This window comes from Marinobacter sp., from assembly GCF_040882185.1.
Taxonomy (GTDB): domain Bacteria; phylum Pseudomonadota; class Gammaproteobacteria; order Pseudomonadales; family Oleiphilaceae; genus Marinobacter.
This window is the reverse complement of record NZ_JBBEBW010000035.1, coordinates 32877-57939: the sequence shown is the minus strand read 5'-3', so window position 1 is coordinate 57939 and position 25063 is coordinate 32877. Positions and strand designations below refer to the sequence as shown.

The 25063-nt window shown below is 52.6% G+C and carries 23 protein-coding genes; 8 read left to right on the top strand and 15 right to left on the bottom strand.

The window, feature by feature from the left end; translation table 11 throughout:
- Positions 1-771: 771 nt before the first annotated feature.
- The 4 genes from WEB64_RS16750 (at position 772) to ltaE (ending at position 4178) form a co-directional block, all read left to right on the top strand.
- On the top strand, positions 772-1608 hold the full coding sequence (locus WEB64_RS16750) for a hypothetical protein (RefSeq protein ID WP_368065725.1): 837 nt from the start codon (positions 772-774) through the stop codon (positions 1606-1608).
- A gap of 426 nt (positions 1609-2034) precedes the next feature.
- Positions 2035-2754, top strand: a complete 720-nt coding sequence (locus WEB64_RS16745) for an aspartate/glutamate racemase family protein (RefSeq protein ID WP_368065724.1) — start codon at positions 2035-2037, stop codon at positions 2752-2754.
- Positions 2751-3134: a DUF2750 domain-containing protein gene (locus WEB64_RS16740; protein ID WP_368065723.1), complete on the top strand. Its 384-nt coding sequence runs from the start codon at positions 2751-2753 to the stop codon at positions 3132-3134. The genes WEB64_RS16745 and WEB64_RS16740 overlap by 4 nt, the downstream gene beginning before the upstream one ends.
- Positions 3135-3161: 27 nt before the next feature.
- The gene (ltaE, locus tag WEB64_RS16735; protein WP_368065728.1) at positions 3162-4178 is read left to right on the top strand and encodes a low-specificity L-threonine aldolase; all 1017 of its coding nucleotides are present in this window, start codon (positions 3162-3164) and stop codon (positions 4176-4178) included.
- A gap of 32 nt (positions 4179-4210) precedes the next feature.
- Here ltaE and WEB64_RS16730 read toward each other — a convergent pair whose 3' ends face one another.
- On the bottom strand, positions 4211-4627 hold the full coding sequence (locus WEB64_RS16730) for a globin (RefSeq protein WP_368065722.1): 417 nt from the start codon (positions 4625-4627) through the stop codon (positions 4211-4213).
- Between the two features lie 141 nt (positions 4628-4768).
- Here WEB64_RS16730 and WEB64_RS16725 point away from each other — a divergent pair, with 141 nt between their 5' ends.
- Complete coding sequence (locus tag WEB64_RS16725; protein WP_368065721.1) at positions 4769-5557, top strand: enoyl-CoA hydratase; 789 nt, start codon at positions 4769-4771, stop codon at positions 5555-5557.
- 23 nt (positions 5558-5580) lie between these two features.
- Here WEB64_RS16725 and WEB64_RS16720 read toward each other — a convergent pair whose 3' ends face one another.
- From WEB64_RS16720 to WEB64_RS16695, 6 genes are all read right to left on the bottom strand, one after another.
- Positions 5581-6066, bottom strand: coding sequence for a DUF192 domain-containing protein (locus tag WEB64_RS16720; RefSeq protein ID WP_368065720.1), 486 nt, complete (start codon positions 6064-6066; stop codon positions 5581-5583).
- 21 nt (positions 6067-6087) lie between these two features.
- Complete coding sequence (locus WEB64_RS16715) at positions 6088-6849, bottom strand: ABC transporter permease (protein ID WP_368065719.1); 762 nt, start codon at positions 6847-6849, stop codon at positions 6088-6090.
- 56 nt (positions 6850-6905) lie between these two features.
- Positions 6906-7826, bottom strand: coding sequence for an ABC transporter ATP-binding protein (locus WEB64_RS16710; protein WP_368065718.1), 921 nt, complete (start codon positions 7824-7826; stop codon positions 6906-6908).
- Between the two features lie 155 nt (positions 7827-7981).
- Complete coding sequence (locus WEB64_RS16705; RefSeq protein ID WP_368065717.1) at positions 7982-9448, bottom strand: PhnE/PtxC family ABC transporter permease; 1467 nt, start codon at positions 9446-9448, stop codon at positions 7982-7984.
- 8 nt (positions 9449-9456) lie between these two features.
- Positions 9457-10107 (bottom strand): ATP-binding cassette domain-containing protein, encoded by a 651-nt coding sequence (locus tag WEB64_RS16700; RefSeq protein WP_368065716.1) that lies wholly within the window; start codon positions 10105-10107, stop codon positions 9457-9459.
- Positions 10107-10976: a putative selenate ABC transporter substrate-binding protein gene (locus WEB64_RS16695; RefSeq protein WP_368065715.1), complete on the bottom strand. Its 870-nt coding sequence runs from the start codon at positions 10974-10976 to the stop codon at positions 10107-10109. The genes WEB64_RS16700 and WEB64_RS16695 overlap by 1 nt, the downstream gene beginning before the upstream one ends.
- 246 nt (positions 10977-11222) lie before the next feature.
- Between WEB64_RS16695 and senB the strand changes: the two genes are divergently transcribed.
- Positions 11223-12206 (top strand): selenoneine biosynthesis selenosugar synthase SenB, encoded by a 984-nt coding sequence (senB, locus tag WEB64_RS16690; protein ID WP_368065714.1) that lies wholly within the window; start codon positions 11223-11225, stop codon positions 12204-12206.
- On the opposite strand, the gene selD is transcribed toward senB, so the two are convergent.
- The 6 genes from selD to recQ all read right to left on the bottom strand — a co-directional run bounded on the left by selD (position 12167) and on the right by recQ (position 20508).
- Complete coding sequence (gene selD / locus WEB64_RS16685) at positions 12167-14437, bottom strand: selenide, water dikinase SelD (RefSeq protein ID WP_368065713.1); 2271 nt, start codon at positions 14435-14437, stop codon at positions 12167-12169. The genes senB and selD overlap by 40 nt on opposite strands.
- The gene (locus tag WEB64_RS16680; protein WP_368065712.1) at positions 14437-15213 is read right to left on the bottom strand and encodes a helix-hairpin-helix domain-containing protein; all 777 of its coding nucleotides are present in this window, start codon (positions 15211-15213) and stop codon (positions 14437-14439) included. Before WEB64_RS16680 ends, selD begins: the two co-directional genes overlap by 1 nt.
- A 52-nt stretch (positions 15214-15265) precedes the next feature.
- A complete protein-coding gene (locus WEB64_RS16675; RefSeq protein WP_368065711.1) occupies positions 15266-15679 on the bottom strand; it encodes a hypothetical protein in 414 nt (137 codons plus the stop codon).
- Between the two features lie 159 nt (positions 15680-15838).
- Positions 15839-17374, bottom strand: a complete 1536-nt coding sequence (locus tag WEB64_RS16670; RefSeq protein ID WP_368065710.1) for a GNAT family N-acetyltransferase — start codon at positions 17372-17374, stop codon at positions 15839-15841.
- 171 nt (positions 17375-17545) lie between these two features.
- Positions 17546-18526 (bottom strand): hypothetical protein, encoded by a 981-nt coding sequence (locus tag WEB64_RS16665; protein ID WP_368065709.1) that lies wholly within the window; start codon positions 18524-18526, stop codon positions 17546-17548.
- A 122-nt stretch (positions 18527-18648) separates the two neighbouring features.
- Complete coding sequence (gene recQ / locus WEB64_RS16660) at positions 18649-20508, bottom strand: DNA helicase RecQ (protein ID WP_368065708.1); 1860 nt, start codon at positions 20506-20508, stop codon at positions 18649-18651.
- Positions 20509-20709: 201 nt separating this feature from the next.
- On the opposite strand from recQ, the gene WEB64_RS16655 reads away from it, so the two are divergent.
- Positions 20710-21903: a 1-acyl-sn-glycerol-3-phosphate acyltransferase gene (locus tag WEB64_RS16655; RefSeq protein WP_368065707.1), complete on the top strand. Its 1194-nt coding sequence runs from the start codon at positions 20710-20712 to the stop codon at positions 21901-21903.
- A 19-nt stretch (positions 21904-21922) separates the two neighbouring features.
- Complete coding sequence (locus tag WEB64_RS16650) at positions 21923-22522, top strand: ACP phosphodiesterase (RefSeq protein WP_368065706.1); 600 nt, start codon at positions 21923-21925, stop codon at positions 22520-22522.
- Between the two features lie 54 nt (positions 22523-22576).
- Here the strand turns inward: WEB64_RS16650 and WEB64_RS16645 are convergent, their stop codons facing one another.
- Both WEB64_RS16645 and epsC read right to left on the bottom strand, forming a co-directional pair.
- Positions 22577-23776 carry a porin gene (locus WEB64_RS16645; protein WP_368065705.1) on the bottom strand — a complete coding sequence of 400 codons (1200 nt, stop codon included), beginning with the start codon at positions 23774-23776 and terminating at the stop codon, positions 22577-22579.
- A 202-nt stretch (positions 23777-23978) separates the two neighbouring features.
- Positions 23979-24971 (bottom strand): serine O-acetyltransferase EpsC, encoded by a 993-nt coding sequence (gene epsC / locus WEB64_RS16640; RefSeq protein WP_368065704.1) that lies wholly within the window; start codon positions 24969-24971, stop codon positions 23979-23981.
- Between the last annotated feature and the right edge of the window lie 92 nt (positions 24972-25063).

Genomic DNA, 25063 nt, shown 5'->3' with positions numbered 1-25063 from the left:
GCTATGGCAGCGTGACTTAAACCAACGGGCCTCCGCGATACCCGGGGCGGTTCATTCTTATTTGCATCTCTTGCTGTTGTTGTTTCCATACTTTTTTCTGTGGCTAGCCCTGAATCCAATTATGGAAAGTTAGTACATTTTGTTATTGGAAACAAAGAGTTCCTAGTGCTGGACAAAGACGACTGTAGGCTCAAAAGCTCTGACGTTGATTGCATCAACAGAGAGAGTAACGCTCAATGAACATCCTTCCTTAAATCACTTTTGTGACAATCACAGTCATGGCGACGCCTACTTCATTGCAGCTTCACCTCCACCTCCATTCCGTAGCCGCGCATGCTGTTGTCGTTGAGGCTGTAGAAAAACCCCGAAAACACCTTCCAAGCACTACAACTACGACCAGAACGCCTTGGTCGTCATCAACTACCAGAAATAACTCCAGTCCGGCACCTTCGAACACGCGGTGCACTACCTGATTGAACACAAGCTGGAATCCAAGGGTTTTAAAATCCCACGGCCGTTAGGCTGTGCCGGTCCAAGTCCGGCTCCGGGCACCATTAATACCGCAATTGTAAAATCCCGTTAAAGCCATCCCAAGCCCGATGATTTTATTATGGTAACCGTGCATAATGAATGTGTAACAAAATGTAATTTGCAAGCCACCTTCACTCCTTATTAGGATGAGTGCACATATTTGCGACGTAGCCACAAAGGTATCGGCTGATACGTTTGCTTGTCGCCCACGCACGTAACGTACAATTTAAGGAATTAAAGATGTCTGGAACACTCGAGCTCAAAAAAGTTTTCATACCGGGAGTATGCGCTGCTGCGCTTCTGTTAAGTGCGTGTGGTGGCGGTTCCAGTAGCTCTACCACCGTAAGAGATGAGACTCCGCCTCCTGAAGATACCTCAAGTGGTCGAGATGACTTTTCGGGGCAAGGTGTTAAAGACTACTTCGTGGGACCTGATGCAACACCAGAAGCCGGTGTTTTTCTCGGCGAAGTGACTTATACGAATGAGACCCCAGCCGTCGAGGGCATGATGTTTTTGAGTCCGACGGGTAACTTTTCCTTCATTCTGGGAGCCGATTCAATTACTTCGGGCACCCTGACGTTTGATGGCACCAACGTAGTGGGAACGGCCGTTGAATACGAACTCTTCGATAAGTGGTTCCGTTCGCCTGGGGCTCTCACAAGTACGGCTGTTTCAAATGAATCTGCGACGTTTGATCCTTCAGGCATCGTAGATGAATTTACGATTACACGGGATAGCGTGGCCAGTGATCAAACTCTGACTTTCGACCAAATTCAGGGCCTCTACAAGACCACTGCCGGTGCAGAACCGCAAATCACTGTTGATGTCGACGGTGGGATAAATGGCGTTGACAGAGGATGTATTCTCAAGGGCCAGATTACGATTCCGGTTCCTGCGATCAATGTTTATGAACTCAACTATGAAGCTTCAGGTTGCAATGCTGTGGGTGAAGTTACAGGTTCGCAAAGGGATGGCGAGTATCTAGGTGTGGGTACTTTCAACCCAGCGGATGCTGGTGGTATAGAGTTCGGCGCGAGCAATGGTAAAATCGCCTCCTTTTTCACTGGTACGAGATAAGACGCTATACCCAGTTCAGTTATAGACTCTGAGCAACGGTATTCGGGCATCATTCTCAAGCTCAGGACAGTTCCCGAAGTTGACGGATTCAGCAATGATGCGCTGTTTCCGTCAACCTGCAATATTGAAACTGGCGTTGCTTGAAATCGCTCGCGAGCAGACAGCAAGTGTGTGGGTGCAAAGCGTCGTTACAAGTGACTGTTGTCGACGCTTTAAATTTCCGCACTTGAATCTATTACGTTCCCTCACGTCTACTTTTGCCGCTCCCTCATTCAGACTTCCTGAGTAATGACTCACTTAGGAGTTGAAAATACTATGGCTCTAGAGCTAGTCACCCGATTCTATTCACCTCTATTCTGAAATAACGTAAGATTTTATTTTCCCGGCGATTTCCCCCACTCAAAGACGATACATCGGACAAGCTCCATGAAAACCATAGGCCTGATCGGCGGCATGAGTTGGGAATCAACCCAGACCTACTACCGTCTACTCAATCAGAAGGTTGCCGAGCAGTTAGGCGGGCTTCATTCTGCGAGGCTCATTCTCTATAGCGTTGATTTTGCCGAGATTGAGGCGCTTCAAAATCAGGGGGATTGGGAGGCCACCGCTGAAATTCTTGGATCGGCAGCCCGGTCGCTTCAGTTGGCAGGCGCCGATTTCCTGGTTCTCTGTACCAATACCATGCACAAAGTTGCTGCCCAGATTTCAGACGCAACAGAGTTGCCATTGCTGCATATTGCGGACGCCACGGCTGAAGCACTCCTGCAGGATGGGATAACCCGTGTGGGATTGCTGGGTACACGGTTCACGATGGAGCAGGCATTTTATCGGGAACGGCTTGAGGCCCATGGAATCGAAGTCATCGTGCCGGATGAAAGCCAGCGTAACATCATCCATAAAGTTATCTACGAGGAACTGTGCCGCGGGGTCATTAACCCGGATTCCAGGGCAGCGTATCTTGATATAGTGTCGTCTTTGGCTGATAAAGGTGCCCAGGCCGTGATTTTGGGGTGTACGGAGATTGGTCTGCTGATTAACAGCTCCGATACCTGTAGTGGTTCAATGACCCACGTGAAACTGTACGACACAACCGAAATTCATGTGGAGCAGGCGGTAAAGCTTGCCCTGAAAGGAACGTCACTATGAGCAGCGATGAATTACAGCAAGTGCTTGGTATAGACGGGGAAGAGCGGTTCGACTATTTTCTGAGCAAAGTCGTTGAAGACCGGGAAATCTGGATACTGGTTAACGCCGAGAATCGATTTCTGAAGATTGTTGCTGAAGACGGCGGCTATGAGTACTTACCGGTTTGGCCGGAATCGGAATTTGCCCGCGAATACTCTGAAGATTCTGATGGCCTGGTTCCCAAGAGCATTTCGTTGCCGGAGTTCTTCAAGAAATGGGTGCCGGGTCTTGAGAAGGATGGGCTGGAAATTGGTGTATTCCCGGGCTCCGATAAAACCTTATGGATCACTGAGCCATCAGAATTAAAAGATGACCTGCAGGATGAACTGTCAAAACTTTAAGACCGATATCCTTCTCGAGGCGCTTACATCATGACCATCGACCTGCGCAGTGACACCGTGACCAAGCCTACAGCCGCCATGCGGGAAGCCATGAGCAAGGCTTCCGTTGGAGACGACGTATTCGGCGATGATCCCAGCGTTAATGCCTTTGAAGACGCGGTTGCCCAGCGCGCAGGCTATCCGGCTGCGTTATTTTTTCCTACTGGCACCCAAAGCAATCTGACGGCGTTAATGTCTCACTGTCAGCGAGGCGACGAGTTTATTGCGGGCCAGCATGCTCACCTTTACAAGTATGAAGCGGGGGGCGCCGCGGTACTTGGAAGCATTCAGCCGCAGCCGGTCCGGCACCAGTCGGATGGAACCTTGTCGCTGGAAGATATCGCTGAGGCGATAAAGCTGGACGATTTTCATTATGCCCGTACCCGCCTGCTGGCGTTGGAGAACACGTTTCAGGGCAGGGTGATTCCGCAGGAGTATATTAATAGAGCAACGGGGTTTGCGAAAGAACGGGGGCTTGCGACTCATCTTGATGGTGCCCGTCTTATTAATGCGTCGGTTGCGACCGGGAAGCCACTGTCTGAACTTTGTCAGGGGTTTGATTCAGTGTCGCTGTGTTTTTCCAAAGGCCTCGGCGCTCCGGTCGGTTCCGTTCTGGTGGGTAGCGATGAATTCATCGCCACAGCAAAACGAATCCGGAAGATGCTTGGTGGCGGCATGCGGCAGTCCGGCATTATCGCAGCGGGCTGTCATCACGCTTTGGACTGGCATGTTGATCGACTCGCGGAAGACCATCAGCACGCCTGGCTTTTGGCCGAGGGCCTGGCACAGATCCAGGGCGTTGAGGTTTTATCCTGCGACACCAATATGGTGTTTGTCAGGTTCCGGGAGCAGGATTGCCAAGGGTTGCGGGAACATATGGCGTCACATGATGTCGTGATGATGCCAGCGGCGAGAACACGGCTGGTTACGCATCTGGATGTTTCTGCAAAGGATGTCGAGGGGGTGGTCGGCTTGGTTAAGGCGTATTTTTCGGATAACCGATAACAGTCGTCATTCTGCGCGATGCGGCATCAGCCTCAACACCGATCGTATTTGAATTTCATGTAGGTTATCCCGAGGCTCATCACCAGCCGCCAGGCCAGTTCCACGTCGTTATCGAACTCCGGGTCATAATCGTGAACGGTGGCGACGAGGCTGTCCATCCAACAATCATAGAAAGCGGGTTTTATGTCCAGCTCCCGGGCGCTGTGTTTATAGGCGATTTTCTCGAGTACATTGTCTGCGGCGCCGCTCGCATAGAAAGAGATCAGGCTGTAGAAGGATTTTTTAAGCATCCTGCGCTGCTTTTCCATATCGGTGTTCAGGAACTGCTCGCTGATCAGAGCGGAGGAGTCCAGAAAATGCTGGTAAAAGGTCTCGAAAAAATCGGTTCCATCGGTGCCGGTTTCGAGAACCCGTTTATAGCTGGCGTCGAAAATGTTGTCGTAAGACATCGGGGCACCCCTCACGGGTAGGTGGGTCGCTTGAACAAACTCTATTCCTTCACTGTAGCAAAAATTCGCCAAACACCATTCGACAGGGTCGACAAACTCTTCAATACTGGTGTGGATCTGCTGAAACAATAAGGGGCTTTTATGACAATGTCTGACTCTCTCGTGCTTGTTAACACGGTCGACGGTATTACAACCGTGACGCTGAATCAGCCTGATCGCCGGAACAGTTTGTCCATGTCCATGCTGGAGGCATTGTCTGGAGCGCTCAACCAGCTTGCCGAAGACGAGAACACCCGAGTGGTTGTGTTAACGGCAGCAGGCCCTGTGTTCTGTGCGGGGCACGATCTGAAAGAAATCCGCGAGCAATTTGATCAGACGGATGCGCAGCAGCGTTTGTTTCAGCTCTGTAGCAAGGTCATGCAGCAAATTATCGGGTTGTCCCAACCGGTGATTGCCAAGGTTAAAGGCGTCGCAACGGCCGCTGGCTGTCAGCTTGTGGCAAGCTGTGATCTGGCGATTGCGACCACCTCGTCGCGGTTTGCGACGCCGGGCGTCAATATCGGGCTGTTCTGTTCAACGCCGATGGTGGCATTGTCCCGAAACGTATCACGCAAGCACGCCATGGAGATGCTGTTGACTGGCAACATGATCAGCGCGGAAAGAGCAGAGCAGACCGGTCTGATCAATCGTGTTGTGGATGACGCTGCACTTGATGAAACGGTTCATTCACTGGCAACCACCATTGCCGGGAAATCCAGCCATACGCTGAAGATCGGTAAAGAGGCGTTCTATCACCAGTTGGAAATGGGGCTTGCGGAGGCTTATGACTATACCTCCAATGTGATGGCGGAAAATCTCGACGCCGTGGATGCTCAGGAAGGCATTTGCGCCTTTCTTGAGAAACGAAAGCCGGATTGGAGGGGGCACTAACAACAACCCACTTCGATAAACGCTCACTGGCAAATGTCGTTGAGGGCGAAACGGTGCCCCACGGCAAACCCGTTCTGAGCAAAATACCCTTTGTTCATTTCCAGCGCCAATGTGAACGAGGCGCCGGCCGGATAGGTTGGACAGCGTAATACGTCGTTGGAGCAAGGCTCCATGGTATTGATTGCACGAATAGTACCTGAGCTGTCAATAAAGGCAATATCCAGTGGAATCAGCGTATTCCGCATCCAGAAAGTATGGGAGGGCGGGCGCTTGTCCTTGTAAACAAACAACATGCCGTCAGTTTTACCAAGCGTGGTTCTGCCCATTAATCCCTGTTGTCGTTGTTCGGATGAGCGGGCAACTTCGATGTCGATGGCAATCGATTGAACGTCGTTCATCAGACAGGCCGTTTCTGACTCAAACGACAGTTCATTGCTGTGGACGCAACCCGCAAGTGTCAGCAGCAAACTGGCCACTATAATCCTTGGATGATGGACAGGTGAACTCATAATATTCGCCTCTGGGCATCATCAGCTACGCAAACGGTAGCCGGTTTTGAATATCCACCAGATGCCGGCCATACAGGCAAACAGGAAGAACAGGGTCATCCCCACGCTGATGCCAATATGGACGTCAGACACCCCGTAAAAGGCCCACCGGAATCCGCTGATCAGATACACCACGGGATTAAACAGCGTTATGGTTTGCCAGATATCAGGGAGCATATCGATGGAGTAGAACGTGCCTCCAAGAAAAACCAGAGGCGTCACAATCATCAGCGGCACGATCTGGAGCTTTTCAAAGCCATCCGCCCAGATACCGATAATAAAACCAAACAGGCTGAACGTGACTGCGGTGAGAACGAGGAACGCAAACATCCAGAACGGATGCAGAATATCATAGGGGACAAACAGCCTTGCTGTAATGAGGATAATCAGGCCCAGGATGACGGACTTGGTGGCAGCTGCGCCTACATAGCCAATCACTACTTCAACGTAGGAGACCGGCGCCGAAAGCACCTCATAGATGGTGCCAGAGAATTTCGGCATGTAGATGCCGAAGGAGGCGTTGGAAATGCTCTGCATCAGTAGCGATAGCATGATCAGCCCGGGAATGATAAATGCCCCATAGCTGATGCCATCAATATCGCCCATGCGAGAGCCGATTGCAGACCCGAACACCACAAAATAAAGACAAGTGGATATCACAGGCGAGGCGATACTTTGCATCAGGGTTCGCCACATGCGGGCCATTTCAAACTTATAGATTGCCCGTATTCCGTGCGTATTCATTGCTTTCTCCCGAGAGGATGTACCAGACGTTCTGAGCTGGTTGGGCAGGCGCCGGTTTATTCGTGTACAAGCCCGACGAAAATCTCTTCAAGAGAACTTTCCCGGGTCTGCAGATCCCTGAAATCAATGCCCTGGTCCCCGAGTTGTCGAAGCAACCTTGCTACGCCTGCCTGCTCTTGTTGGGCATCAAAGGTGTAGACCAGCTCATAACCATCCTCAGACAGCGCCAGTGGTTCAAGTGCCAGGATGCCGGGTATCTTGTCCAGCGGGGCCTGAAGTTGTAGCCGAAGCTCTTTTTTGCCAAGCTTTGCCATCAGGCGGTGGGTCTCTTCCACCAGAATGATTTCCCCTTCCCGAATCACACCGATGCGGTCCGCCATTTCTTCTGCTTCCTCGATGTAATGGGTAGTCAGAATAATGGTGACGCCTTTGTCTCGCAGGCCGCGGACCATATTCCACATATCCCGGCGTAATTCCACATCAACGCCCGCAGTAGGTTCATCCAGAAACAGGATCTGGGGTTCATGTGACAAAGCCTTGGCAATCATCACCCGACGTTTCATACCTCCGGACAACGCCAAAATGCGATTATTGCGTTTGTCCCAAAGCGAGAGATCCCGAAGTACTTTTTCCAGATGGGCAGGATCAGGGCCTTTGCCGAACAGGCCGCGGCTGAAGGCGACGGTGTCCCATACGGTCTCGAAGGCGTCGGTATTCAGTTCCTGGGGAACCAGGCCTATTTTAGAGCGAGCTTGCCGGTAATCTTTGACGATATCGTAGCCAGCCGCCAGCACACGGCCCTCACTAAGGTTAACGATACCGCAGATAATACTGATCAGCGTCGTTTTGCCCGCCCCGTTTGGCCCAAGTAAGGCGAAGATTTCGCCTCGTTTAATGTCAAGATTGATTTTCTTCAGGGCGTGAAATCCGTCTGCGTAGATTTTGCTCACATTCTGTACGGAGATATCTGGCTGCACGATGGAATCCTGTTGGTGAGGAATCGATTGATAAAATCGATTCAATATTTTCTCACGATGACAAGGCGATGCGGAACCCTGAATTGCACCTACACGCCGGTTTGGGCAAGCCGACTGGACACGGGTAAACGCGGTAGTCGCAACCAGGAATTGACTCAGCAGGTCGGCATGGTCTGCAGAGCAAGACGTCGACGGATAAGCCGTGACAGACTATCAATTCCGATATTCAGCATGGCTGTAATCAGAATCAGCACCATCGCTCGGTCAAACTGAATATTCTGGATCGAACTGTCGATGTAAAAGCCAAGGGTTGCCACCCCCAGAATGCCCAAAATGGCGGTTTCCCGCATGATGATTTCCCAGCGGTAGAACAGGAACGCCAGGAACGAACTGTAGATCCGGGGCACCAGTTCATAACCGTAGCGATTCAGACCGGTACCGGCATCAGCCCTGAGCTTGATCGTGTTACTCTGACGGCCAATCAGGTGGCCAATAATGCCCCCGTTGTGTAACGCGAGGGCGACTACGGCAGGTAACATCGACGGCCCCCAGAGCTGTAGCAGGATGTAAGCCAGAATATATTCCGGGGTGGACCGGGCGATTACCAGGAAAATATGCCCTGATGTTCGCCGGGCAGGGCCGCCAAAATGTGTTGATATCAAAGGAAACGCCAGTAGAGCCAGCAGGCCGGTGAAGACCAACGCTATCTGGGTCAGAACCACCGTATTCCAGATGCCGGGCAAGGCTTCAGTCAGCATCAAATCACTGAACCACACACCTAACTCACCGAAACCCTCGTTATTTCTGATCGGAGAGGGAACAATATCCTCGGTAAAAAACCGCGCTACGTTGCCCCACACAATCGGTAGACCTTCGCCCAGAAAGAAAGGTGCGCCGATTACATACACTGGCAGCAGTTTAGGCTTGACCCACAGGGGAATGGTTGCAATCAAAACATAGAACAGGATCAGCAGGGCGCCTGCCTCTGAGTATTGTCCCTGAGAGAAGGAGCTCTCAAGATAGAAGCCAATCGTAGGCAGCCCAACAAAGCCCAATATCGCACTCGAGCGCATACCGCATTCCAGTCGATAGGACGTGTAGGTGCGAATTCTGTCCCATACGTCGGGCACCCTGGCGTACAGAAACATCGAGATCGCGCTTGTGCCCATCGGCAGTAACGCTCGGGGTTCCGGATCTGCTTCATCGAGAATTTCCGAATAGACTTTAGCGAAGATGCCGGAATAGGGGATCGCGATTGCAAGCACGCCTGTGAGCGGGTGAAAGCCAAAGAACTGCAGGAAAATAAGCGCCCAGAAGAGTTCATGAATTGCGCGAATGAAGGCTGAAAAAAGTCGGACAATCCGCCACCGGTAGACCAGCGCTAACAGAAATCCACACACGCTGCCCAGTGCCACACCGGTAAACGCAAAGGCGACGGTTCGAAGAATTGCCGTGGCGAGGCCTTCGGTTGAGAAAAAATCGGGTGTGACCACACCCAGGAAAAAACGTCCCAGGTCACGCCAGGGGTTAATTGAAGTAATCGCAATATCTGAGAACGCCAGGGCGATAATCGCGATGGCGACAAACAGGAAAGTGGTGCGAATGGTTGGGTAAGAAAACATTAATTGGCTCAGTACAACGGCAATATGTCGGATTCAGACAGCCGGGAACTGGCTTCATCAAGCGCTATCTGGCCATCCTGTATGCCGACAATGCGGTGGCAATAACGCAGGGCTAATTCAACATCGTGCAGCGCTACGATAGAGGTCTCATAAGCATCATTCAGGTGTGACATAACAACGTGAGCCATGGGACCGTCGAGGGCTGAGACGGGCTCGTCTGCGAGCAAGATGTTGGCTTTACGGTAGATTGCACGAGCGATCGCTACGCGTTGCCGTTGCCCTCCTGAGAGACTCGCCACCGTGGCCCAGACTTTTTCCGACATACCCAGTTGCTCCAAGAGTGGGCCAATCTCGGTGCGCTCGCGTTTGAAAGGACGTATAAGAGTGACGACGTTGTACCAATTCGGGTGTTGGTCAAGCCTCGCCATATAGACATTATGAAATACTGGCAGGGCATGAACGAGGCCAAGGTCCTGAGGAATCAAAGAAGCCTGGTTATTGGCCTGCTGGTATAACAATCGAATCAAAGTGGATTTACCAGCGCCGCTTTTGCCTACCAGGGCAATACGTTCACCGGGCTCCAAATTAAGCGAAAGCGGGCCAAGAACCCGCTCGCCACCAAAAGAAGCCGTTACACCAGATAGCTTGATACCTGGCATCAATCAATGATTCCCAGTTGCTCTGCTACGTCCTGAATGGGTTCGTAGTCATCATTCGATGCGGGCACAAAACCGGATCTGGGGAAGCTCTCCAGAAGCTTGGGGTCATCCAGTGCCAACAGGGCCTGCTTTACCCGCTCTTTGAAGCCCTCACCGAAGCGCTCATTGACGTCGCCACGAATGCTCCACTGATAGTTAGGGTAGGCCGGCGTCTTCCAGATGATCTTGACACTGTCCGTGTCGATATTGCCGTCTTCCAGTTCTTTTTCCCAGACCTTATAGTTCAGGGCGCCAACTTCATAGGTGCCCGCTTCAACCAGTCTCAGTGTCCGTGTGTGGTTACCGCTGAAACCTACCCGCTCGAAGACTTCCTCGGGCGCTTCACCGAAGGTCTTGCGAATGTGGTATTCAGGAATCAGCCGGCCGGACGTCGAACCTTTCGAACCGAAAGTGAAAGTTTTGCCACGTACATCGTCAGACAGGGTGTCTGATCGTTCCAACCCTGTGCTTTTGTGGGCAATGAAGTAGTTATAGAACTCCTGATCTTCCACGCCTTGGGCCAACGCTTCCGAGCCTTCTACCAGCGCACGGGCCTGGACTCCCGAGAGGCCACCAAACCATGCCAGTTGCACCTGGTTATTACGGAAGGCCGAGATGGCGGCCGCGTAAGATTTGACCGGGATGTAGCGAACCTCGACATCGAGCTGTTCGGAAAGATAGTCGGCTACGCCACGGAAGCGCTCAACCAGCTTGGTCTCGTCTTCGTCAGGAATGGCGGTAAAAACAAACGTCTCGGCGTATGCGGGCATGACCGCGCCCAGGGCGAGAATGATGGAAAGCGCAGTATTTCTGATTGATCGTGTGAACATTGGAGAATCCCTGCAGTGATCAGTGGTTCGGTCTGTCCAGTCTGATGCCTTCAACAGTCCGGGAACAGCCTTGGGCGAACAGGATACTCTTAATCCCATTCTCGATGAACACTCATACGAAGAAGTGCCTGCTTTAGCTTTTGTTTTTCAGACAAATGTTGCTACTTTCTTCCTCGTTGACGTACAACTTGCTCGCTGCCGTACAACTTGATAGAAATGACCAACCTGCCTGGGAGCCGTGTATTAATGCTGGATATTCTTATTGTTACGCCTGCTGAACCAGGTTCGAAAGCCGGGAACCGCGCCACGGCTGAGCGATGGAAACGCTTGCTGGAAAATTCCGGGCACACGGTCTCCATTCTTACGCGGTATCAGGGGCAGGCTGCTGATCTTATGATTGCATTGCACACCTGGCGTAGCCACGAAGCAATCAGGCAGTTTCGTGAGATGAATCCTAAAATCCCCCTGATTGGTGTGCTTACCGGAACAGATGTTTACAGTCCAGAATTCCGCGATGAACAGGCGACCCACGAGTCAATGGCATCGGCAGATGCACTGATTGGTTTGCATCGAAAGGTGGCAACGGACATCCCCGAGGGGTTTCGCGACAAGGTCAGGATCGTTTTGCAATCTGCAGAAAAACCGACTCAGTCTCGCTGTCCCGCCACGGATCCGTTTGATTGCTGTGTGATCGGCCACCTCAGGGATGAGAAAGACTCGTTGCGTGCGGCGATGGCGGCCCGACACTTACCGGATGACTCACGCATACGTATTGTTCAGGCGGGTAAACCACATAACCCGGGCTGGCGAACAATGGCTGAGCAGGAAGCGACCCTTAACCCCCGGTTCCATTGGCTTGGCGAAATCGACCGTACTGCGGTTCAATCATTGATGAGGTCCAGCCAGGTGATGGTGATTAGCTCACGGATGGAAGGCGGGGCCAACGTCGTGTCTGAAGCATGCCGGGGCGGGTTGCCGATCATTGCCTCGGACATTCCAGGTAACCGGGGTCTGCTGGGTGATTCGTATTCTGGCTACTATCCCGTAGAAAATGAAAAGGCCCTGGCAAGCTTGTTACTCAGGGCCGAACGTGATGCTGATTTTCTTGCAGAGCTTCGAAACAAGGTCACCGAGCTGGCCGGAAATTTTACTCCGGCAGCAGAGCAGGCCGCGCTGATAGCGGCCATTGACTATGCTTTTAGCAGGATGGGCTCGATTGCTTCCCCCTGAGGTACGATCCGTCCAATGATGGCTGTGTGAGGATAGCCAATTGCCTTGAGCTCTGCCACGCAGGCATCGGCTTTATCTGCAGCTACGCTTGCCAGCAAACCACCGGCCGTTTGGGGATCAAAAATCAGCGGGTATCTGGGGTGCCTGACCCATTCTTCCTGATTGCGAATGCCCCGGCGAAGCCGAATATTTGCCGGTTGAAGCGAGCTGAGAATGCCAGCTGCTGCCGTCTCTTCAGCACCGGGCAACACCGGAATCGCCCCCAGGTTCAATTCGGCGTCCACACCTGACGGCCGAGTCATCTCTACCAGGTGGCCAAGCAACCCAAAACCGGTAACGTCGGTACAGGCTTCTGAACCATAACGCCTGAGGCAGCGGGCACCCTCGAGATTCGATTGCATCATCGAGATGAGGGCACTGTCGATCCACCGTCCGCGAGCCGCCAGCCTGGCATGGGCAGCAAACAGTGTGCCGGTACCAATGGGTTTGGTCAGGATGAGCACATCGCCTGCTTTAAGGCCGCCTTTGCTCATCACTTCTTTCGGGTCAATCAGGCCATTGACCGCAAAACCGAGCGCCAGCTCCCGACCTTCGCCAGTATGGCCTCCCACAAGAGCGCAACCGGCTTCATTCAACACGTCTACCGCACCGCTCATCATCTGGAAGACTATGTCTTCGACTTTCGATTCGATGCCGTAAGGTACAGTGGCGACCGCGGTCGCACTTTGAGCCTCGGCGCCCATGGCAAACACATCGCCAAGGCTATGGTTCGCTGCAACACGTCCAAATACGTAGGGGTCGTCAATGAACGCCCGGAAGAAATCGACCGTGTGCACCACCGCCTTACCGGGTGGTACCGTAAGTACGGCTGCGTCATCAGGGGCATGGAGCCCGACCAGAATGTCATCGCGCTCAATGGGACGAAGCTCGCCAAGCGCGCGGGACAATACGGTACTCCCCACTTTTGCACCACATCCACCACACCGCATGGCGACCGCGGAAATCGCCTGGGAAGCTTCTTCCTTGTTCTGGGCTGCGGAGGTGTCCGGCAAGTCGGCGTTTTCCGCCATGGCTGGCAGGTTATTAAATTTCGCCATAAACCGCCGGTCTATCCAGTCTTTCCAGCGCCAGACCAGTTTCCCATATCGGGCTTTGTCGCCTCTGGAGGCAACAGCATATTTGTCGCCCGTGCTGATCAGCGCCAACCATTTTTTCTGGGGTACAAACGGTTTTGGTTTGCGTCCCAGGGCCGCAAGACGAAGATTGTCAGCAAGCGGACGGCCCTGACGCACTGCAAACACCCCTGCTTTTTCCCTGGGATGTTTAGTGACGTTGGCAATATCGCCTGCTGCAAAAATGTTTTGATCGGTCTCCGTCTGCAGGGTGTCTTCGACCCTAATAAACCCACCGTCATCCAGTGCCAGCCCTGTATCCTGAAGCCACTCGGGGCCTCCGGCACGGGTGACCCAGAGAATCTCGTCCACTTTCAGAGTCTCACCTGACCCGATTATCAACTTCCCGTCATCCACCTGGGTAACAGGGGAGCCCAGGTGCAGCTGAACGCCACGGGATTCAAGGCATTCCTCAAATTTGCCACGCACCTTCGCATTGTGAGTTGGAAGGATCGTACTGGCGCCATCGAGCAAGTGGAAGGTTAGTTGATCGGGATCACCTCCGCGTGCTTCGAGTTCCCGGCGCAGCCGAAATTGCATGGCAAGGGTAAGTTCAACACCCCCTGCGCCAGCACCTACTACTGCAACGGCCATCGGGCCCTGGTGACTTTCGATACGGGCCAGTAAAGCCAACCAACGAGCATTAAACCCGTGGATTGGTTTAACCGGCACCGCATGGTCCTGAGCACCGGGTACGTCATTTACACGGGGGGCAGACCCTATGTTTATGGACAGCAGGTCATAAGGCACTGCCGGTCGGTTACGACAGACCACACGCTGGTGGTTGCGCTCGATTCCAATCGCCTCGTCACGATAGAAGCGCGCACCGGCAAACTCCGCCAGGCGACTTAAATCGATATGAACCTCGTCGTAGGTGTAATGACCTGCCACGTACCCCGGCAACATACCGGAGTAGGGGGTGTGGGTGTCACGACAGATCAGTGTCAGACGGACACCCGGTACAGGGTTCATTGCAAAACGTTTCAGAACACCTACATGACTATGGCCGCCGCCGATAAGAACGATGTCACGCAGGACAGGCTGTTCGGTTGCTCGCATCAGGTCAGTTTCTTCGCTTCTGCCGGCCAGGTTTCAAACCCTTTCATGGAAGAAAATGCTTTGAGCTTTTCCTTCTCCGCTTCGGTCGGGTTTGCAATCTGATCAATGGAGGTGATTCCCGCTTCCTTCATTTTCTTGGCTGTAGCCGGTCCAACCCCTTTCACCAGGGTGAGGTCTGATTTGTTGACAAGCTTGGGGCCAGAATTGGTAGTCGGTTTCGTTGCCGGTTTGGCAGATGCCGTTTTTGGAACAGCAGGCTTCGCCTTGGGTTTGGCTGGTGTTTTCTTTGCAGCAACTGGCTTAGCACTGGAGGGCGAAGAGGAGGCAGTGGAGGCAGCTTTCGCCGTTGTCTTGCGAGTTTTTGCCGCCACTTTATCTGCTTTTACCGCTGTTTTCTTGGGAGCCGACTTTACTTTTTTCTCAGCTTTCCTGGTGGAGTTGCTGGCCTTCGCGCTCGCCGCGTTGGCAGCTTTCTCAGCGTCTTTTTGCGCATCTTTACTGGCAACGCCGATTCGTTCCAGCACTGAGTTCTGGATTTCGTGGAACTCGCCGAGACGACGCTCAAGCTCTTCATTGAACCGTTTCATTTCACGATCTCGAAGCTGGTCGATATCGCCAATCAATTTACGGATGGGTTCCTGAATCTGGTGCTGCAGGCTATCAAATTGCTTGAGGGCATCGCTGATCAGACTTTCGATCTGGGTGGATGTCTTCTCGAATTCCTTGTTTACCTTTTTAACGATCTTATCAACGCTTGGCTTTTCTTTCTTGGCCATGATGATGCTCTCCCTGGAGTTGATTTTATGCTGATATCTTGTCAGGTGCGGGTCAGGCGGTTTGACCGAAACTGGACGAGGTGCCAGATCGGCGTGATCGAAGGGACTGTTTTTTGCCCAGTACATTTCGTATTCGGCTCAACTTGTCGGATAACGAAGGTTGGGGATGCGCATCTCCCGAGATGAAATCAACTGAATAAAAATAATTGCTGCAGTGTTTTCTGCGCTCGGTTACCAGCCCATTCACACCTTCAGCCTCGATATTATCGAAGGGCATATCCATGATGAGGTCCAACAACAAGGTGTCACCCGGACTAAAGATTTTGTCGGTCTTCAGTACACAACTGAACTCATCGAGAGCGTATAGATTGGCTTCAATGCGTTCTTTCCTGAACAGTCCGCGTTTGACTGTGAAACGGGCGATCAGATCGGGTAAGGCTTCTCTTAATTCGGTCTGTTTTTGCATGTTCCTTCCATCGATCAGAGCGAACCGCCCATTTATCGCCCAAAACCTTCATCTGATAGTCTGTTCGTGGTTAAACAATAGCCAGTGGACACCCGTTTGGCAATCGCCCCAACACAATACCCTTGTGTATTGAGGTGGAGCATCAACTGTTCCCGTTCGTTATTCGGGCCAATTATTCATCATTCGGACTTCAAACAAGTCGGTACGGCGATCTTTGAGATTGGTTACCGAACCTTCGTTCCTGACCAGTTTCAACTTCTCCAGGTCCATATCGGAGAACATGATCATCTCCGTGTTGGGCGTCGTCTCTGCCATCACGGCATCGTGAGGAAAGGCGAAGTCCGAGGGCGAGAATACGGATGATTGCGCATATTGGACGTCGAGGTTTTCAACTTTTGGCAGGTTACCCACACTGCCGGTAATCACCACGTAGCATTCGTTCTCAATGGCCCTGGCCTGGGCACAATGACGTACTCGCAGATAACCGTTTTTGGTGTCAGTCCAGAACGGCACCATAATGATATCCACCTCTTGGCTGGCGGCAATCCGGCCGAGCTCCGGGAATTCGATGTCGTAGCAAATCATGATAGCCACGCGGCCAGCGTCGGTATCAAAAACCTTGAACTTGTCACCACCCTCAATTACCCAGTCCCGGCGTTCGTGCGGGGTGATGTGGATCTTGCGCTGCTCGTCAACACGCCCGTCCCGATGGCAGAGATAAGACACGTTGTAGACACGGTCATTCTCCAGCAGGGGCATGGAGCCGGTAATAATATTGATGTTATAGCTCACCGCCATGTCCGACATTTCATCCCGGAACTGCTGAGTGAACCCTGCCAGGAACCGGATTGCCCGGGTCTGGTCCATCTGGTCCGTCAATCCCATCAGCGGCGCGTTGAAGAATTCCGGAAACAGCGCGAAGTCGCTCTTGTAATCGGACAGGGCATCGACGAAATACTCGACCTGCTCGAGCACTTCTTCTACCGACCCGAATTCCCGCATCTGCCACTGGACTGCACCCAGCCTGACCTGGGTTTTCCTGACGTTCAATACTGAGGAAGGGGGCGTGTAGAGGATGTTATTCCACTCGAGGAGTGTGGCGTAACCCAATGATTTTTCGTCTTCCGGTAGATATTTGTGCATCAGCCGGGTGACCTGAAAATCATTGGACAGCTGAAACGTGAGGATCGGGTCGTAAATTTCTTTCCGGTCAACCCGCTCGATGTATTCGGCAGGCGTGTATTGATCAGAATATTTGTGATAACTCGGTATGCGGCCACCGGCCAGAATGGCGCGCAGGTTCATTGACCGGCACAGCTCTTTACGGGCTTCATACAGACGGCGCCCCAGGCGATAGCCCCGATATTCCGGGTCTATGAAGACATCAAGTCCGTACAGGGAGTCGCCTTTGGCGTTGTGGCGAATTTTCTCATTCTTGAGGATAAGATCATCATAGGTATGGGGATTGCTGAACCGGTCGTAACCCACCAGCACCGTCAGAGCGACGGCGATGAGTTCGCCGGAATCCTCGATACATATCTGGCCATCCGGGAACTGCTCAACCAGTGCTTCTATCGTTTCCTTCGGCCAGGCACCACCAATGTCATTATAGATTCTGTCCATCAAAATCTTGAGCTGGTCGTAGTCGTCCAGCGTGAGATTTCTCAGGTTCAGGTGCAGTTCTTCATGGGCCATAAAAGCGAAACTCCGGGTAATTTTAATTGCAGTCAACGGTCAGCAGTTTACCAGATTCAGGTAAAGAGTTCGCCGTGGGGCGGAGGTTCTGTCTGATAATGAGAATGTTGGGACCACGGGCAATTGCTTGCAGAATAACTTCCTGCAGAAGTAAACCACGCTTCTCAAGGTCTAATTATCAGCATGGAGCGGCCCTTCAATGCGTTGACGCAGCGACTCAAGGGCCCGCCGTGCAATAGGACTGGAGTCCTCACTCAGGTAGGGGTTGTCGAGCATCAGGACCGTGCGTTCGTTAAGACGTAGGTGCTCCATGGCTACAACATAGTAAGTTTCGAGATAATCGCTGAAGCTACCATCCCTGATCGCTCGCTCCATGCCGAGCTGGATACGCTGTGCGGTTTCATGGTCATCGGGACCTGCAAAGAAATAGGAAGGCATGGGGTAGCCAAGCAAAAGATAGGGCTCGACGACCATGCCAGCATCTTGCAGAGTATCGAGGTCGTGCAGTACTTCGTTAATTCCTCTGGCGAAGCAATCGAAACGCTGCCGTTTCAGCATGGCGAACAGGACATCGAAACGAGGGTGGTCAACTACTTCAATCCCGCTTGCCCTAAGGATGCCGGTGTCAGGCCAATGGGTGCCCTGGCCAATGCGCAGATTCTGATCGGACAGGTCCGCCACTCGCCGAACATCGGAAAACAACTCCTTGTCTTCAGCTCTGACCACGCAGACCCGAAAGCCCAGCAGGCCTCCATCGATGGGAATTGGAATGGCGAGCAGTTGCTCTTCCCGATCAACGGAACTGGCAACATTTGCGAGACTGATGACGCGCTGATTATTGTTGGCCAACTCTTTCACTGCACGTCCCTGACCCATTTCCGGACTTCTGAGAATGGTGTAGGGGCCGTATTCGGGGGTTTTCTCCAGAGCGAGTTCCACCAGGGCTTTCACAGCAGGGCTGTCAAAATTTCGATGCCAAAGCAGGAATTGCTGAGGTTCAGAGGCATTCGCGGCCAGGGGGAGGGCGTTTGAGGCGTTAACATGGGAAGAATTGAATATAAGGTAGGCGACGAGGAAAAGTACCCGGCGATTTCCTACTAAGATCAGAGCGCTACGGTAACGGCAGCACAACGGCTTCTGGCGATAATGCATCAGGCAATCACTCCTTTTGATCGCTCGAAAATCACGTAAGTCTAGTTGCTCTGGCTATGAAAGCCCTATTTAAACTGTGAAATAATGAAAACTTGTAGAAATTCATCTCGATGGTGAAACGTTCAGCCTGCTTGAGTGACGCCTGAATCCAAAGCTGCGATAGTTTTGAGGAAGGCGTCTCCATAGCGTTCAAGCTTGGCTGCACCGACGCCACTTACACCTGCCAGTTCATCGAGTGATTGCGGGCGACGCTCCAGAATCTCGAACAGCGTCGTATCGTGGAAAATCACGTAAGGCGGTACGCCTTGTTCTTCAGCCAATGCTTTTCTGCAGGCTCTGAGCGCTTCCCAGCCAATATGGTCGGTGATCTGATCTTTTACCTTGTTGCCGGTTCCCGCAGCTTTCCGGCCTTTCACTACCGGATCTTTACGCAGACTCACGGTCAACTCGCCTTTTAGCAGCGGTCGACAGGATTCCGTTAATTGCAGGGCGCCATAGCCGTCGGGATCAGCGCGGAGGTGACCGTTAGCCACCAGTTGGCGGAAGACTGACTTCCACTCCGCTGAACTGAGTTCGACGCCAATGCCGAAGGTTGAGACCGCATGGTGGCCCGCCTGTAAAATCCGGTCATTCTCAACGCCCCTCAGGACATCGATCAGATAGCTAACGCCAAATCGTTGGCCGGTACGAAACACACAGGACAGGGCTTTTTGAACCGCAACTGTACCGTCCCAGGTTTCGGGCGGCACCAGGCAAGTGTCGCAGTTTCCACAAGGGTTTTCCTGTTTGTCGCCAAAGTAGCGGAGCAAAGCTTGCCTGCGACAGGTGGTTATTTCGCACAACCCCAGCATGGCATCCAGTTTCTGGCGCTCGACCCGTTTGAAATGGTCGTTACCTGCGGAACCTTCCAGCATCTGCCGAAGCTTGATGACATCCTGCAAGCCGTAAACCATCCAGGCGGTAGAGGGATTGCCATCACGGCCCGCACGACCGGTTTCCTGGTAGTAGGCTTCGAGGCTTTTGGGCAAGTCCATATGGACCACAAATCTCACATCGGGCTTGTCGATACCCATACCGAAAGCAATTGTCGCGACCACAATGACGCCGTCTTCCCGTAGAAACCTTTCCTGGTGTTCCGCCCGCATCTCCGAGGGCAGGCCAGCGTGATAGGGCAGTGCGGTATAACCTTTGCTACATAATAACCGTGCGGTGGCCTCGACCTTATTCCGGGACAGGCAGTAAACAATGCCGGAATCACTATTATGTTCAACTTTAATAAAATCGATTAACTGTTTGTTTGCATTAATTTTAGGCGCGATTCTATACTGGATGTTCGGGCGATCGAATCCGCTGATGAAGTGGCGAGCCTCAATGAGCGACAAGCGTTCGGCTATTTCCTTGCGAGTGCGCTCATCAGCGGTGGCGGTCAACGCAATACGGGGAATATCGCTGAACTCCCGCGCCAGAATATCAAGGCCCAGATAATCCGCACGGAAGTCATGCCCCCATTGCGAGACACAGTGGGCCTCATCAATCGCAAACAGTGAAATCGAGGCCTGATGCATCAATTCCAGGGTGCGCGGTTGCAGCAGGCGTTCCGGTGCACAGTAGAGTAAATCCAGCTCCCCCGTTAGCAGAGCATTCTCGGTATCCCTTGCTTGCTGGAAATCCATGGTGGAATTCAGAAACGCGGCCCGGACCCCGAGTTGCTGCAACGCCATGACCTGATCCTGCATCAAGGCAATCAGGGGCGATATTACGATACCGGTACCCGGTCGCACGAGCGCTGGCACTTGATAACAGAGTGATTTGCCACCGCCAGTTGGCATCAACACCATTGCATCCCGCCCGGCCACCAGTTCGTGGATTACTTCGCCCTGAAGTGGACGGAACTGATCGTAACCAAAGACCTGATGCAGAACTGTTTCCGGCGCAACGTTTGCTGTAAGAGGCTTATCAATGGTGAGGTGGTGAGAATCCATGGAATAGACGGTCCAGAAATGCGCGGAGTGAGTGGCGCTGAGTATGTTAGCAGAATTCCATATGCCTCTGAATTATTCGTGACACTCGCCTGCGTCACACTCTCCGCAACAAGCAGTTGGGCACAAAGGACCCTAAAGGTTTACAATGGCGGCGTTTTTGAACCGATCTGGTCTGAAAATAAACAAAACAACAGGAACTTCATGCAGGAATTTGACGCCATCCGTCCCTATGGTGACGACGAAACTGAGGCCGCCATTGCTCGCCTGATGAATGACCAGGAATTCCTGAGTCTGATTGGACGTTTTAAATCACCGACGCTTAACCGATGGCTGCCGGGACTCGTGCGGGTAGCGGTTCGACGCTGGTTGAAAGAACAGTTCGGCGATGCCAAAAGCATCGGTGATCTTCAGGCCAGGCTCTATGATTACGTAGACCAGCTGATTGCCAGGACGACCAATCGGGTGACCTATTCGGGCCTGGATAATCTTGATCCGTCAAAAGCCTACCTGTTTATCTCCAACCATCGGGACATTGTATTCGACCCTCTGGTGGTGAATTACCTCTTGTTCGCTAACGGTTTCCCCACCACCCGAATAGCCATCGGCGACAATCTACTGCACAACCGGGTGTTTGCCGAGATGATGCGTCTGAACAAGAGCTTTGTGGTGAAGCGCAACATTCCCAGTCCCAGAGAAATGCGCGATGCCTACCTGACGCTTTCCTCCTTTATCAATCACAGCATCGAAAACAGTGAGAGCATCTGGATTGCTCAGCGGGAAGGTCGTGCAAAAGACGGAATAGACGAGACTGACCCCGCAATCACAAAGATGTTCTACATGTGTCGCAAGAAGACTGGGGAAACATTTGCCCAAGCGATGAACCGGATCAATATTGTGCCGGTATCGATCGCCTACGAATATGATCCCTGCGACCGGGATAAGGCGAGGGAACTCGAAACAAGGGCCCGAACCGGGAGTTATACCAAAGCGGCGAACGAAGATACTGATCAGATCGTCAAGGGTCTGACTGGCTATAAAGGTCACGTTCACGTCCACTTCGGGGTACCGATATCCGATTCGCCGGATACGCCGAAAGAGCTTGCCAGCGTGATTGACCGTGAAATGCACGCCAATTACCACCTGCATGCCTCGAACCTGGTGGCCCACAACCTGAGCGGTACCCACCCTGGCGCTCACAATGTTCCCGAGAAGGTACGCGACACGGTTGTAACAGCCGAAGCCTGGACGCCTGCCGAGATGGAGTCTGCAGAAGCTGAAATGAACCGAAGGCTTGATGCCTGTAATCCGGCTATCCAGCCGTATTTGCTGGGCATGTATGCCAATCCGGTATTAAGCTCACTAAAAGCCCGGAACACAGTCACTGAAAAATGCTGAAAGCAATCGAGGCAATACAGTGAATCATCTTGCTCATCTGTTTCTGGCTCGCCCAACGGTGGAGTCCAGAGTAGGTAATTTATTGGGGGACTTCGCCCAGGGGCTGGATGTGAAAAGCCTTGCGGCACCCGTCAAGGCGGGGTTGATCAACCACCGGAAAGTGGACGCCTATACCGATAGCCACCCGGACGTGATTGCCTGTAAAAGGCTGTTCTCATCCCAGCGTCGACGGTTCGCAGGGGTCGCACTGGACGTGCTTTATGACCACTATCTTTTACGACATTGGGATATCTTCACCAACCTGTCTCGGCAGGCTTTTATCGGCTCAGTCTATCGGGATCTCGAAGCAGGGCGTTATCTGATGCCGCCAAAAATGGCAGCTGCCACGGCCCATATGATCGACCACGATTGGTTCAATTCCTATACCGATCTGGAGAACATCGGCTATGCCCTCGACAGGATTGCAGGCAGGATTCGTTTCAGAAACGATTTCGGGGGCATTATTGAGGAAATACGGGCGCATGATGCGGTGCTCGAAGAGCACTTTTTGAGCTTTTTCCCGGGCCTGTTGAAATTCGGTCCGCCGGAGGGGGGGCCAGGGACGCAACACCTTTATTAAAAAAGGGGCCTTTCGGCCCCTCAAAATACAACGTGACCCTACATCACGTAACGTTTAGAAGGTAACCCGGGCGCCAAGAAGCGCTACAAGGTTATCTTCATAATCAACGCCGGTGCGATCCAGGGAAATGGAGCGCAGGCTGGCGTAGAAATCCGTACCAATCGAACTGACTTTTTGCAAAGCCTGGAAACCGATCACTTCGACGGTATCATCTTCGCGCTGGAGATCATCAGTTGTGTGATAATCCACTGAGAAGTGCGTAGTGCCCGCGTCGATCAGTTTGGTCTGGTAGCCCAGTTTGGTGTAAGCGAAGGTAACGTCTTCCAGGGAAGAGTCATTCTTGCTGGCTTGGCCAAGAGCAACAGTAGCGCTGAAGCCAGAAGTATCCAGAACAGAAATAGAACCGGAAACCTGATCATCCAGGGCTGCTGCTCCGTCATTCCCGGTGGCTTCGTCGCTGTTTGCCCAGGCCATACCTGCTGCAATTTTCAGCCGATCAACATTGCCTGAATAAAACAGCGCTACGTCAACTCCGCCCTGGTTTACGGCGGAGGTACGAAGCTGGAAACCATTAAATTTTGGAGTGTCGTAACGGATACGGGTGTTTCTTCCCAGGCCGTCCAGGTTGGTCGCCACGGAACGGAGATCCGGGTTGTTGGGGCCGCGTGGCGACAGCTCGCCATCAAAGCCTTTCTCCCGAAAAAGAATACCACCGCTTGTTGTATTAACTTCAGAGTATCCGGCGATAGCCGTTCCCGACAGGTCATTCTCACTCACGCCCTCGCTGGCCGTCCAGCCTTGTCCGAGCCAGATTTTACCCAGATCTTCATTGGCGAAATAGACTTCAACCCGGCGATTACGGAATGCTGACGCATCATCCTGATTCTCGTCCAACTGGCTGATAGTGAAACTGTTATTCAGTCGGAATTCAGTTTCCAGAGCCGCACCGGCGGACCATGGGCCACTGGCGGTAGACTCGGCAATGAAACGAACACGCGAAGAGCTGGCGTTGTTATCAACGTTCAGCAGTGTGGTGTCTTCGCCATCTTCGACCAGCATTGCCGCACGGTTGATTTGTCCAGAGATCGAAAGCTTGACCGCGTCCGAACCGGAGAGAATATTGCGGCTTTCAGATTCTGCCTGAGCGTGTGAGAGGCCGGAACACAGGGTCAGGGCCACTGCCGAAGCCAGTGCAATTCTCTGGTTGTTAATTCCTGATCGAGGAGAAATTGTCGTATCGTTGGTGTTTGTCATATTGTTCCCAGACGTTGCGTTGTTTTTATGCCTTGCATGGATTCAAAAGAATCCTGAAAGTGCACTAGCACAAAACGCGCCAAATTTTTAAACGTTTGGGATCAATAGCTTGGTCGTTTACACTGTTTAAATCTACGCAAATGAATGCGCAGATTTAAACAGTCTGTAATGAAGTGTCCATTTTCGCACAGTGGCGGACGTCCTATGCGGTGTCCTGCGGATGTGGCGCGGTTGGGGTACCCGTTTGGAGACAATCACCAGCTTGCTGCAAGCTGGCCTGGGAAATCTGACTCTCCGCTGGCACACTGCGTGTCAGCCAGACATTACCGCCAATGACCGAGCCTTTGCCGATTGTGATCCGGCCCAGAATCGTCGCGCCCGCGTAAACCACAACATCGTCTTCCACGATGGGATGGCGGGGTTCACCTTTCTTCAGTGACCCGCTTTCATCTTCCGGAAAGCGGACCGCCCCCAAAGTCACAGCCTGATATAAACGGACCCGCTCGCCAATCACGGCGGTTTCGCCGATCACCACGCCAGTGCCGTGGTCGACAAAAAACTGGTTGCCGATGGTCGCCCCCGGGTGAATATCGATACCGGTTGTGGAGTGGGCCTTTTCAGCAATAATCCGCGCAATGAGTGGCAACCCGACTTTATAGAATTCATGGGCAATCCGGTGATGAATGATTGCACGGACACCGGGATAGCAAATGAGCACTTCGTCCACACAGGTAGCAGCCGGATCACCTCGATATGCAGCCACCACATCCATATCAAGAGTACGCCGGATCGCAGGTAATTTGCGGGCAAATTCCTGAATAATCGAGCGGGTCTTTTGTTGTAACTCGCCCTGATCAACCACACGACGTTTGTAGCTCAATTCCAGTTGAACCTGTTCCAGCAGCGCATTCAGCGTATTGTTCAACCGGTAACCTACGTAGAAATCCTCGCCTTCTTTGGTGAGCTCCGAAGGTCCGAGACGCATCGGAAACAGAATGCCGCACAAGGTATCGATGATTTCATGGATTGCTTGCTGGGAAGGCATTTCACGACTGCCCAGATCCAGATCCCGGCCGTGTTGCTCACGCCAGTCATGACGGGCTTCCCGCAGGCCGGCAATAACATCCCCAAGTGGCCAGTCGGTCTTCTGCTGACCGTTGGCACTTGTAGCGACTGATGACGATTTGAGTGTCATGGGGTTCCCCGTTGCAGTTTGAATGCGGCGTATTCCATTGTATCGGAACGCGCGTCACTATGGCGTACCTTGCACCGATCTACCTCACTATA